Genomic DNA, 11,880 nt, shown 5'->3' on the forward strand with positions numbered 1-11,880 from the left:
TAACAGCCCAAATCATTTATAAAATAATGGCAGTTTGATCAGGATGTTCTATGTTTATTGTATTGGTTGAGGATGACCCCTATATCGCACAGAGCATTTGTGCTGCTCTGAACTATCTGAATATTTCAGTGGAGCATGTTAGTCACGCACGTGCTGCGGATTATTTTATCCGGCATAGTGCAGTCGATTTGTGTTTGCTGGATTTAGGTCTGCCGGATCAGGATGGCCTGGAGTTGCTGCACAGCTGGCGACGCGACCAGATTGATCTCCCGGTACTGGTATTGACGGCGCGGCTGCGGACCGATCAGTGTGTTCAGGCCCTGAATGCCGGTGCCGATGACTATCTGACCAAACCCTTTGAACTGGATGAACTGATTGCCCGGATTCATGCCCTCAACCGGCGCCACCGTGGCTTTGCCTCGAATACACTGCAATTTGATGAACTGGTTCTGAACCGGGATACCCAGACTGTGACCTATCAAGACCAGGCCGTGAATTTATCTCGCCGTGAATTCAGCCTGCTGGAAACCCTGATGAGCCACCCCAACCAGATCCTGAAAAATGAACAGCTTATTGACAAGCTCTATGGTTTTCAGGACTCTATCGAGAGCAACGCCCTGAATGTACACATTTATCACCTGAGACAAAAACTGTATCCAGACTTGATTCAGACCGTTCGTGGTGTGGGATATATTTTCAAACCGTTTGAGCATCGTCATGTTTAGTCACAGCTTGAAATGGCGTTTGGTCATGAGTCTTTTGGCCGTGTTTATTGTGTTGTGGAGTGCGGTATTTTCATGGCTGTATATTGACCTGAAACAGCGTTTACAAGACACACTGGATCAACGCTTATCGGCATCTGCACAAATGGTTGCCCGGCTGATTCAGCAGTTACCGCTGGATAGTCTGGGGGATGCAACCCTATCAAAATTAGCCAAGAATGATGATGCAAACCAGTTAATTGCCTGTGAAGTCTCTCTTTTTAGCTCTGACATCTCGTTAGGTAATCAGGTGATTGCCAAAACACGCGGTGCCCCCCAAAATTTAAGCCAGCGACCAGAAGGATTCAGCACCTGGCAGCAGGGTGATACGGAATGGCGCAGTTATGTCCTGCGTCGTGGTGATATTCAGGTGGTGGCGGCAGAACGCATGTTGTTGAGGGATACCTTACTACAGCAGATCCTGCAGTCCGTACTGGTTCCCTTGATCTTCTCATTGTTGATCTGTATTGCCCTGATCATCTTTATTATCCGCAGACAGTTCCGGCCTTTGGATCAGCTCAGTCAATACCTGAACCAGAAAAACCTTAGCTATTCAGAGGCGGCAGATTTTTTAATGCAGCTCAAGCCTGCAAGCATTCCTCAGGAAGTACAGCCTTTTGTCAACAATTCCACACAGTTGATTCAGAAACTCAATGACAGTCTGCAACAGGAGAAAGCCTTTAGTGCCTATGCTGCACATGAATTACGCAGTCCCCTGACCGCAATTAAAACCCATGTACAACTGGCCCAGCTGATCGGTCAGCAGCAGCACCTGCCTGAATCCATTCAGCACAATTTGCAGCAGGCCAATGAGAGTATCCGGCGTTATACGCTGTTACTCGAGCAGCTTTTATTGCTGACCCAATCAGAAAACAGTATCCAAGCAATGCCTGAAGCCATCTGGCTTCGCCCCACGCTTGAGAAGGTGCTTGCAGACTTAAGTACACGCTATCCAGAAATGAATGAAAAAATACAGGTAGACTGGGAAAGTCTAGGCGAAATTCAGCTACCTGAATTTGTGCTGTATACGGTACTGAAAAATCTGCTTGAAAATGCACTGCTACATGCACAAGCTGCCCATATCTGGATTTCCATGCAGTCTGATTACCTAGTAATTGAAGATGATGGACAACAACTTACAGCCGAGGATATCCAACATTTAGGACAACGCTTCTGGCGCAAATCTGCTCAGCAGCATGGCCATGGTCTGGGACTGGCATTGACCGCTAACCTGTTAAAACAGTATGGCTACCAGCTCTCTTTCAATGCCCTTCGACCCTATGGGCTCCGCATTGAAATCAAGTACGGCGTGTCTAAGCGTGACCCGCAAGCTTAGGAATATCCAGCCATACGGCTGTTGGAAAATACCGGGTCAGATACTCCTTTAAATATTGAATGGTATCCATCGCAATCGTTTGGTCCTGATGGTCATCAGCATGGTTAAATGCCACAGCATGAAGTGCGACTTTACGCTGTTTGAGTAGCTCCAGACTCAGTAAAGTATGATTAATACTGCCTAGACGGCCTGAAGTCACCAGAATGACAGGATAATCGTGCGCTGCAATATAATCGATTGTCAGCATGTCCCGGGTTAGCGGCACCATTAATCCGCCTGCCCCTTCAAGCAAAACCCGGTCATAACGCTCGGCTAGTATAGTGGCTGCCTGCTGAATTTTTTCGAAATCGATTGAACGCCGATCCAGTTCAGATGCCAGATGCGGTGAGGCTGGATAGCTAAAAATTTCTGGCATGGTCAGCTTGTCATGATCTTCAGGCAGCAGCCCACACCCCATGATCATCCTGTGCTGCTCGATATCTTCTGAAACATCCACATTGCCAGTTTGAATCAGCTTTTGGGTAATGGTTCGAATCCCCTGTTCATTCCAGCTTCTGGCCAAAAAACCGGTGGCATAGGTCTTACCAATAGCGGTATCAATGCCGCTGACAAAAAAGATTTTCGAACTCATAGAGCTTTCCGTGCAATCAGGTAAATGGGATGGTAGGTCAAAGGATAACTCCCTGTTTCCGGGATCTGGAATTGAGCATAATGTTGCTCGAACTGCGCAAGTAAACATTTGCTCCAGCGAAAACCCTGAGCCGTTGCCTGCACACCGGTAGATTTCATGTGTTTTAGCACATCTCTAGGCTGGGCAAAGTTGAGCTGGATCCGTTCTTCATTTGCCATTAGTAGTTCAAAGCCCTGTGCCTGCAAGATATTGGCTACAGTTTCCAGTGGTAAATAATCCAGACCCTGTCCTGTTAACACTTTAATTTCTTTTAAATTGTCTTCTGCATAACTGGCAAAACAGAAATATCCTGACGGGTTCAAGGCAGTGGCCACTTTTCGGATTAAGGCCGGTAGCTCCTGAATCCACTGCAAGGCTGAACAGGACACCACCAACTCTAAAGACTGCGGTAATGGCAACTGTTCGATATCGCCTATGCCCCAAATGAATTGCTCAGTTTCAGGAAAATGCTGTTTCACTTCAGGATAAAGATCATTTAAAAACAACTGATCAACTCCATAATGCTGTAAAAAAGCATGGCTAAACAGACCTGAACCACAACCAATTTCCAGCGCACGTTGCATATGCAGTTGAGGAATATGCAGTTGCATTAAATGAAGTAAATGTTGAGCGACATGGCGCTGTGCTACTGCATGCTGATCATAACTGTGCTGAGCCTGAGCAAATCGTTGTGCAATCAGTGTGTTATTCATGGCTGATACTGCTCCAGTACACTAAAACAGTGCTGAATTTCCTGATTCTTTATTCCATGATGCAAACATATCCGCAATCGTGACGAGTTTTTGGGAACAGTGGGTGGACGTACAGGCAATACATAAAAACCATGATCTTGCAAATAGGCTGCTGAAGCCACGGTCTGATGTGTATCTCCAATAATGACCGGAACAATCTGGGAACTTGACGGACAGTCATAACCCAGATTTTTTACTGCCTGCTGACTGTATTGTGATAATGCAGTTAACGCTTGACGTTCTGCCTGTAAGCCCTGCTGATGCTGAAAGATAAAATTCGTCCAGGCCATGCAGATGGGAGGTTGGGCCGTACTGAAAATGAGCGGGCGCATTGAATTAATCAGATATTCCCGGATTACCGGTTCGCAGACCAAATAGCCGCCAACCGAAGCAAGCGCTTTACCAAAGGTACCTACCAGGAAATCGATATCCCCTATCACATTATATTGCTCGGCACAGCCCAGTCCACGTAAACCGCGTACGCCTATCGCATGCGCTTCATCAACATACAGCATGACTTTAGGATGCTGTTTCTTTAGCGCCACCAAAGCAGTTAAATCGGTTTCATCCCCATCCATACTAAAAATGGATTCTGTGACGACAATGATACGTTCAATTGACTCATCTGAATGATATTTCAATAAAAGTTGTGCCAAGTGATCTAAATCATTATGCCGATATCGCACATAATTCGCTTTAGATAAACGGATACCATCAATCATACTGGCATGAACCAGTTTATCAGCAATGATTTGGGTCTTACTGTCCGCAAGCGCAGGTAAAATCCCGATATTCATATGATAGCCGCTATTAAACAGCAGTACCGCACGGCCAAAGGCTTGCGACATGTTATGTTCAAGCTGTTCATAAGCAGGGAAATTTCCTGTCAGCAACCGGGAGGAACTGGCACTCATCTGCCGCTCAGAAACAGGAGTCATATCAAAAAATGCTTCCCGTAAATCCAGTTGGCTGGCAAGGCCCAGATAATCATTCGATGCCAGATTCAACATGGTTTTGCCGTTGAGTTCAAAATGGGCAGCACTGGTAATGTTGGATTTAAACTCGCGATACTGACCTTGTTGCTTTAATACATCAAGTTGCTGTGCAAAATGTTCGAGGTGATTCATGCTGCAAGCTCCAGGTGCTGAATCATAGCGATCATATGTTTCAGCAATGTCTGCAATTCGGCTGTAGAAATAATAAAAGGCGGCATGACATACACCAGTCTGCCAAATGGACGAATCCATACACCACGACGAACACATTCTGCCTGGAATTCAGCCAGATTCACTGACTGATGCAGCTCAACCACTCCAATTGCCCCAAGCACCCGCACATCTTTGACTACAGGATGCCCCTCTAAAACATACAAAGTACTTAATTGCTGTTCAATGCGCTGGATATTGGTTTGCCAGTTCTGTGCCAGTAAAAGCTGGATACTTTTTACTGCAACTGCACACGCCAACGGATTGGCCATAAAGGTCGGGCCATGCATAAAAACGCCCGCTTCACCCCGAGAAATGGTCTCTGCAACCTGCCTGGTGGTGAGCGTAGCAGACAATGTCATATAGCCACCGGTCAGGGCTTTACCTAAACAAAGTATGTCAGGGATGATATCGGCATGCTCATAGGCAAATAACTTACCAGTGCGTCCAAAACCTGTCGCAATCTCATCCAGAATCAGGAGTACATCGTATTGCTTACACAAAGCTTTGGCTTGACGTAAGTATTCAGGATGATAAAAACGCATCCCCCCCGCACCCTGAACGATCGGCTCAATAATCAGGGCAGCGATTTGTCTGTGTTTTTCTGCCAGTAACTGTTCCAGTGGCTGGATATCCTGCTCCTGCCATTCGCCATTGAAACTACTTTCAGGTGCAGGAACAAAATATCGATTAGGCAGGCTTGAACCGAAAATTTGATGCATGCCCGTGACGGGATCGCAAACTGACATCGCGTTCCATGTATCACCATGGTAGCCCGAACGTGTCGTGACAAAATTACTTTTTTCCGGTTGATCTTGGGCATGCCAGTATTGCACCGCCATTTTCAAGGCAACTTCTACAGCAACCGAACCGGAATCAGCAAAAAAGACTTTATCAAGCTCAGATGCCGTAATCTCCAGCAGGATTTTCGCAAGTTCAATGGCAGGCTGATGGGTCAATCCGCCAAACATCACATGTGACATCTTATTAAGCTGCTCAATGGCGGCCTGATTCAGCTCAGGATGACTGTAGCCATGAATCGTACACCACCAGGAGGACATACCATCAATCAGCGCCGTGCCATCTTGCAGATAGATCTGGGCACCGCTGGCGCTAGCGACCGGATAACATGGCAAGGGTGCAGTCATTGAGGTATAGGGATGCCAAATATGCTCTTGATCAAAAGCGTCAAACACAAAATTCATCCTGAAAAATTGTGGAAATATCGATCTTAGCCTGCTCAGTTAAAAATGCAAATGACTGAACTCTCTATCTTGCTGAAGTAACTGGTAAATCATCCAGAAAATCCATAATAGGGGTTAGCAGCAATTCTGTATCGAACAGGATTGCATCATGCGCAGCCTCGATTTCTTTGACTTTGATCAAACTTTGTTGATAAAAGACAGATTCTATGGAAACTTGGTAAGGAACTAGTGAATCTTGGGTTGAAAATATAAACAGTATCTTCGTTGAACAGGTTTTTAAGATCTCTACCAAATTTAATTGTTTCAAAAGATAAAGATGCTTTTCTTGATGATTTAAATTAATTAAAGACAGTTTGGATTGTAAATATTTTACCCGTTGCCGTGCATCCTTCGCCCCCATACAGACAAGATGACTAAAACGTTTCAATGTCGTTAGCATGTCCAGTCGGGCCGCCTGAGAAAATTTTTCAAAATCAGCTTCAGGCATTGCCTGTTGCCAATGTGTATTAACCACAAAACAGGGATTAGACATACAGGCAATCACAGGCTTTGCTACCCCTGTCTGCTGATAGATTTCATTGGCCAAATATATGGCCAATTGTCCCCCTAAAGACCAGCCTATGAGTACATCATAATCTTGTGCGAGCTTTATCTTTTCCTGCAGGGTCGCTGCATCAAATGGGTCAAAAATATCAGAGATTGCGACTGTATGATCTGGCCTGAGTTTTTCAGAAAATTCTTCCAGGACTGTTGTTCCTAATCCCCAGCCTGCGATCAATAAAATATTCATCTATAGTTCCATATTAAAAATACAATATGACTGCAAGCCATAGAGATTTTTTGAAATCAAAATTATTGCTTTTCAAAAAAGCATGAAAATACTTTTAGCCTGAAAACTTTCTTTTTCAAAATTAAAATATTATTTATTACAGCAAAATACCCTGTGCCACCGCTGCCGCAGGTTTCTCTAAAAAGAAAAAATTTTCGTGTTAACAGATACAAAAGCTCCAGAACATATCGGTTACAGCGATATCTGTAAAGAATAAAACAACTGTTTATTGACCTAGCGCTGATCAGTCATTACATTCATCTTCTACTATTCAGTGTGGTAGGCTGCTGGATCTCGGTTCGCATATCTATAAATAGTATCCAGATCTTTTTCAATTGACCCGGAAACGATATGGGGTAAAAACTGATTTACCTTCACAAAGATTTTTTCAGGATAACCCACCTGATAGGACTGACAGTCTGTCTCTAAAAAACGATAAAACTCTTGTGCGACAAAATCAGGATCATCCATTTTAGTTCCCAGTGCCTGATTCATTTCTGTGACATTTGCATCATTCATCTCCGTGATCGTTGCTCTTGGTGAAAAATAACGAAATTGACTTGAGGTCTTAGCATACTCACGTGCCAAGGCTTCGGTAGCACCGCGCAAGGCGAATTTACTGGCACAATAACTGACATAACCCGGATAGCCAATGCTGCCAAAGGTAGAGCCAATATGAATGATCTGGCTTGACTGATTTTTTGACATTAGTGGAATAATGCCCTGCACCAGTTGCAAGGGATAGACCACATTAATCAGCATCATCTGCTCCATCATTTCCTGTGCTTGCTGTGAGAACAGACTGAAATCATTGATACCGGCATTATTGATGTAATAGTGAATGGGGGTATTCAGTTCGGCCAGCGCACCCAGTAATTCGTTACGGCTGTGCTGCTCGGCCAGGTCACAGCAGATCCCTTGCAGTTGTATATCCGGATAACGCTGTGCCAGTTTTTCACCTAATTTTCGCAAAGTCTGTTCATTACGTCCGACCAGAACCAGATTCAGGCCATTTTTTCCAAGAATATCGGCAATGGCCTGACCAATGCCACCGGTCGCACCTAGAAGAACTGCTGTTAAATTGGACATAGATCACTTCTCTTATGGTTGAATTTTTTAGATGTCTTTTTCTGCTTTGCTTAAAAGTCAGGATTCAGGCCCAGTCCCATACAGATATACAATTTACGCTGCTCAAGTGGCACCAAGATTTCACGTCGGCCATGCATAAAGCGTTTGTTATCAATGATTACCAGATCACCATCCTGCCAGTCAATTTCTGAGGTCCGGGCTTCACACCGCTCTGCCAGTTCGGCGAGTAAGTCTGGACTGATCTCTGAACCATCAGCAAAATGAAAACGGGGTTTTTCATAATTGTAAGAAGGCCCGAGTAAGGTATTGGCAAAGGCTGGAATACCCTTAAGAGTGTCATGGCGGACCATCGGCATGTTTAAATGGTAGTGCACCCCTTGATCGTGTGCCGGGCTAATCTGCTGTCCAGGCACCATCTGGATAAAGCGTTCCAGCTCCTGTAGGCCGACCTGCTCTGCATTTTCAATATTCAAGACAGTGGCCACATACTTCTGCCAGATCGGTTTGGGTAAATAACGGCTAATGGTCATCGGTTCGGCAAATTTCTGCTTGAGAGCAGCCGACATATTTTTCCAGACTTCATGCCCATCACATAAGGTAGTCTGCGAACCGCGCGAAGCACTTTTTTCACTGAAAAAGGCGATGATATCGGGCGGTAAAGGTGTCGTGCCATTTTCAATATGCAGTCCCATGGCTTGGCTACCTGCATCAACTTTCTGGGACTGGCGAGTGATATTTTCGCGTGCAGGATCATAAGTCAGCCGCTGGCATAGCCTATTCATGAGTTCACTAAACGAGGTCACGTCATAGTGTTCATGTCTTAACAAGACACAGCCCTGTTCTACCAATTGCGTTTTAATCTGATTAGGTGTGGTGTGCAAAGCTTGCTGTGCAATATTCATGTGTTCTCTCTCATTCAACAGGTCAATGGGTCTGTGAACTAGGCAAAATTAAGTTGGGACTTGTCCGGTATCAGTTCAGCCTGAAACTTTTGCTGGATCTGCTGTCTGCGCAGTTTGCCGTTATCGGTCAACATCTGGTTGTCTAAAGAAAATGGCTCGGGAGCACGGCACCAGTGTTTGATCTGGGCATAGTCCGGCATCCGGCTGTTGGCCCGCTGAAGCGATACTGCCAGTTGCTGGTCTGGCGTATCATCCGGGGCATAAATCACGGCCGACAGATAGGGCTGGGCTTCGCCAAAAATGGCAATCTGCTGGATTTCCGGCTCGGTCAGACTGTTGGACTCAACCCATTCCGGAGAAATATTGCGTCCAAAACTGCTGATAATCATCTGCTTGATGCGTCCGGTAATGTACAAATAGCCTTCCTCATCAAAATAGCCGGCATCACCTGTATGAATATACGGTGTCGCAGTCATGTCATTGACATAACCCAGCATGGCATTGCCCTTCACTACTACTTCGCTGTTGGGTGCAATCTCAACTTCGACATGCGGTAAAACCCGACCTACACTGCCAATACGGCGTGCACCCGGCAAATTCAGACTGACTACCGAGGCACACTCGGACAGGCCATACCCCTCATAAACCGGAAGGTTAAGTTGCTGGCACTGTTTGAGTAAATCAGCAGAGACTTTCCCTCCACCGACCGCAATAAATTTCAGCGTCTTGAACCCTGCAGTACCGTGTTCAGCGCTATATTCCACAATCGCTTTCAGCATCTGCGGCAATAAAATCACACTTTCGATTTGATAGCTCTGTACTGTATTTAAAAACCGCTGTGTATCAAAAGTATGGTTAGATACCAGACCGAACTGGCTCACCTCACCGACTACTACAGCGCGTCCCATACTCAGTGTGACATAAATGCCGGCAATATTTTCTAGCAAGGTGGCAAATGGAATCAGGCACAAATGCCGTCCAAGCTGACTGCTGGCCAGTGCTTGACTGAGTGAATACGTAATTGATTCTATGGTATCTTCTGCCAGACACACGCCTTTCGGTGTTCCGGTACTGCCTGAGGTATAGGTGATTTTTGCCGGATGCTGGGTCTGTAAAGAAGATGAATACTGTACGGCCTGCTTTAGCTGAAAAAAGCGTGCATGTAGCTGGCCAGCAATAAATATCTCATCTCCACTCATGTCTTGAGCCAGATTTAACAGCCATTCTGATGCAGAGAAAGATTCATCCAGAATACAGAGCAGCTCGGTTTGGCTGTCGGAAAGCAGATGCCGTACTTGGGCTACAGTAAAAAATAGAGGAACAGGTATTACAGTCATGCCGGTTTTTTGTGCGGCAAGATCAACTACTATCCAGTCCATACTATTTACGCCCCACAGGGCCAGATGGCGCAGATTAAGCTGCATGAAACTGGCACTCAATAATTCTACCCGCTGCTGCAGCTCTGCATAGCTGAGGGTCGTTTGTGCGGTGACTACCGCTTCTCGCTGCGGATATTGTCGTGCTTGCAGGCTGATACGTTCAAATAAAGCAGTCATCATTTAAATTCTGTGCCTCGGTAATCAAGCAAAATGCTTTAATGACTAAATTGATAAAGTTGACGAGCGACTTGTAGGGCTTCTGCCACATCAATCGCCAGGACATAAGGTTTCTGCTGGTAATAACTGCCCCACAGGCGCTGTGCCTCTCCTAAGACTTGCGGGTCAGCTTTTTCAAGCACATGAAAACGTAATCCCATCTGTTGCAACACATAACGCACCGCAGTTGTCCCGGTACATACAGCCCATTCGATGCATTGCTGCGAGAGATGAAAGACCAGAAATGCCACTATCAGTTTGGCCTGATTTATGTCGACTGCAGCCAAGTTGCCAATTTCTACAATCTTGTTCCGACTAATCTCCGTCTGGCTGAGTTTGCCAAGAATATTTTCAATTGGTTCATCGAGATACTGTTCCAGGAAGGCATTGGTTTGGTGTAAATGCTCCATGCCAATCACAACCTGCATTTCTGCTCCGTCATAACCGGCAAACAGGGTCGAAGAGAAGGTGGATATCGTGGCCTGATGGACTTGTTGATATTTTTCCTGAATAAAATTTTCCAGTGCTCGACGTTCACACGTCTCACCACGGTGTACAGTTTGTACGCTTAGCTGTAGAGCATTATCTTGTACCGAGATCACGGGATCAAAGTGATGGGCCTGTAGTGAAAATTTATTTAGACTGATTTGTTTTTTGTATTGAGACTGCTTGAAATATCCATCCAAATAATGAATCTGATCAGATGACTGAGGATCAAAACTAAACTTGATCATTCGGCTCATACCACGAAATTAACTTGCTACTCAAGATAGAAGTCCTACCTTAAAAAATTCTTAATTTTGTGCAATCAAATGTAAAAGCTGTTTATATAAATTCTACATATCGTTTTTTAAGGGGATGGTGAATTATATTTAGATGGATCGGCAGGCGCCGTTTAAAAATACTAAGGTAATAATGACAGTGCTGTCCAATTTGTAGCACTCAGTTTATTCAAAGCGGCTTGGGGGTTATCTTAGCAAATCATATGCTCTAATTTACGCTCGTACAAATATCTGGAAATTTGAAATAAAATCTTTCTTTTTGGATTTCTTTAAACTCATCTCTGTTAGTAATCCACGTTGTCACCCTTAAGAAGGATAGTCCTTCTTCATTTGATTTTATAAGCTGTAAAAAGCAAATAGCTGAGTAAACATAAGAATATAAAAAGAAGGCCATCGGACTTGCTCTACAGAAAAAAATCTAAGCAATGATGGATCCATGGATACTAAATATAGTAATTGAAATAACCTCCCCACTCCCACCGGAAGGAAAATAAAAATACTCCAATTGTCCTTATAAAACTCTAGTGATTTCCATTTTGGTTTCTTTTCAGATGTTGGCCTTGCAATACTGAACATGGCATTACCATTTATTTTTATTGCTTACATAGATTTTAGAATAAAAAAAGCACTTAAGAGAATCGCTCCTAAGTGCTTGATATATTTGGTGGGCCCAGACGTTACCATACTTTAATTTAAGTACTTGTTTTATAGTTATTTATTTTTAATGGTGTGAAGAAGGTACAAACACGGATAC

11 protein-coding genes are annotated in these 11,880 nt (G+C 44.5%); 2 read left to right on the forward strand and 9 right to left on the reverse strand.

Annotation, left to right across the window (positions count from 1 at the left end):
• Nucleotides 1–50 precede the first annotated feature (50 nt).
• Together VXP95_RS05575 and VXP95_RS05580 are read left to right on the forward strand one after the other, a co-directional pair.
• Nucleotides 51–725 (forward strand): response regulator, encoded by a 675-nt coding sequence (locus VXP95_RS05575; RefSeq protein ID WP_416711636.1) that lies wholly within the window; start codon nucleotides 51–53, stop codon nucleotides 723–725.
• Nucleotides 718–2,097: an ATP-binding protein gene (locus tag VXP95_RS05580; protein ID WP_416711637.1), complete on the forward strand. Its 1,380-nt coding sequence runs from the start codon at nucleotides 718–720 to the stop codon at nucleotides 2,095–2,097. The genes VXP95_RS05575 and VXP95_RS05580 overlap by 8 nt, the downstream gene beginning before the upstream one ends.
• On the opposite strand, the gene bioD is transcribed toward VXP95_RS05580, so the two are convergent.
• The 9 genes from bioD to VXP95_RS05625 all read right to left on the reverse strand — a co-directional run bounded on the left by bioD (nucleotide 2,075) and on the right by VXP95_RS05625 (nucleotide 11,078).
• The gene (gene bioD, locus VXP95_RS05585; RefSeq protein ID WP_416682000.1) at nucleotides 2,075–2,728 is read right to left on the reverse strand and encodes a dethiobiotin synthase; all 654 of its coding nucleotides are present in this window, start codon (nucleotides 2,726–2,728) and stop codon (nucleotides 2,075–2,077) included. The genes VXP95_RS05580 and bioD overlap by 23 nt on opposite strands.
• A complete protein-coding gene (gene bioC, locus VXP95_RS05590; RefSeq protein WP_416682001.1) occupies nucleotides 2,725–3,480 on the reverse strand; it encodes a malonyl-ACP O-methyltransferase BioC in 756 nt (251 codons plus the stop codon). The genes bioD and bioC overlap by 4 nt, the downstream gene beginning before the upstream one ends.
• Entirely contained in the window at nucleotides 3,477–4,646 is a 1,170-nt protein-coding gene (locus tag VXP95_RS05595; protein ID WP_416711638.1) for an 8-amino-7-oxononanoate synthase, read from the reverse strand. The genes bioC and VXP95_RS05595 overlap by 4 nt, the downstream gene beginning before the upstream one ends.
• The gene (gene bioA / locus VXP95_RS05600) at nucleotides 4,643–5,920 is read right to left on the reverse strand and encodes an adenosylmethionine--8-amino-7-oxononanoate transaminase (RefSeq protein ID WP_416711639.1); all 1,278 of its coding nucleotides are present in this window, start codon (nucleotides 5,918–5,920) and stop codon (nucleotides 4,643–4,645) included. Before bioA ends, VXP95_RS05595 begins: the two co-directional genes overlap by 4 nt.
• A gap of 73 nt (nucleotides 5,921–5,993) precedes the next feature.
• A complete protein-coding gene (locus tag VXP95_RS05605) occupies nucleotides 5,994–6,719 on the reverse strand; it encodes an alpha/beta hydrolase (protein ID WP_416711640.1) in 726 nt (241 codons plus the stop codon).
• 306 nt (nucleotides 6,720–7,025) lie between these two features.
• Nucleotides 7,026–7,847: an SDR family oxidoreductase gene (locus VXP95_RS05610; protein WP_416711641.1), complete on the reverse strand. Its 822-nt coding sequence runs from the start codon at nucleotides 7,845–7,847 to the stop codon at nucleotides 7,026–7,028.
• A gap of 50 nt (nucleotides 7,848–7,897) precedes the next feature.
• Nucleotides 7,898–8,749 (reverse strand): TauD/TfdA family dioxygenase, encoded by an 852-nt coding sequence (locus VXP95_RS05615; protein ID WP_416711642.1) that lies wholly within the window; start codon nucleotides 8,747–8,749, stop codon nucleotides 7,898–7,900.
• A 38-nt stretch (nucleotides 8,750–8,787) separates the two neighbouring features.
• The gene (locus VXP95_RS05620) at nucleotides 8,788–10,308 is read right to left on the reverse strand and encodes an AMP-binding protein (RefSeq protein WP_416711643.1); all 1,521 of its coding nucleotides are present in this window, start codon (nucleotides 10,306–10,308) and stop codon (nucleotides 8,788–8,790) included.
• Between the two features lie 35 nt (nucleotides 10,309–10,343).
• Nucleotides 10,344–11,078, reverse strand: a complete 735-nt coding sequence (locus VXP95_RS05625; RefSeq protein WP_416711644.1) for a thermostable hemolysin — start codon at nucleotides 11,076–11,078, stop codon at nucleotides 10,344–10,346.
• Nucleotides 11,079–11,880: the final 802 nt, after the last annotated feature.

Source organism: Acinetobacter sp. 226 (genome assembly GCF_048147925.1).
Taxonomy (GTDB): Bacteria; Pseudomonadota; Gammaproteobacteria; order Pseudomonadales; family Moraxellaceae; genus Acinetobacter; species Acinetobacter pecorum.

Coding starts and splice junctions, on each gene's coding strand:
- VXP95_RS05575 (WP_416711636.1), top strand. CDS start 51: ATGTTTATTGTATTGGTTGAGGATGACCCCTATATCGCACAGAGCATT.
- VXP95_RS05580 (WP_416711637.1), top strand. CDS start 718: ATGTTTAGTCACAGCTTGAAATGGCGTTTGGTCATGAGTCTTTTGGCC.
- bioD (WP_416682000.1), bottom strand. CDS start 2,728: ATGAGTTCGAAAATCTTTTTTGTCAGCGGCATTGATACCGCTATTGGT.
- bioC (WP_416682001.1), bottom strand. CDS start 3,480: ATGAATAACACACTGATTGCACAACGATTTGCTCAGGCTCAGCACAGT.
- VXP95_RS05595 (WP_416711638.1), bottom strand. CDS start 4,646: ATGAATCACCTCGAACATTTTGCACAGCAACTTGATGTATTAAAGCAA.
- VXP95_RS05605 (WP_416711640.1), bottom strand. CDS start 6,719: ATGAATATTTTATTGATCGCAGGCTGGGGATTAGGAACAACAGTCCTG.
- VXP95_RS05610 (WP_416711641.1), bottom strand. CDS start 7,847: ATGTCCAATTTAACAGCAGTTCTTCTAGGTGCGACCGGTGGCATTGGT.
- VXP95_RS05615 (WP_416711642.1), bottom strand. CDS start 8,749: ATGAATATTGCACAGCAAGCTTTGCACACCACACCTAATCAGATTAAA.
- VXP95_RS05620 (WP_416711643.1), bottom strand. CDS start 10,308: ATGATGACTGCTTTATTTGAACGTATCAGCCTGCAAGCACGACAATAT.
- VXP95_RS05625 (WP_416711644.1), bottom strand. CDS start 11,078: ATGATCAAGTTTAGTTTTGATCCTCAGTCATCTGATCAGATTCATTAT.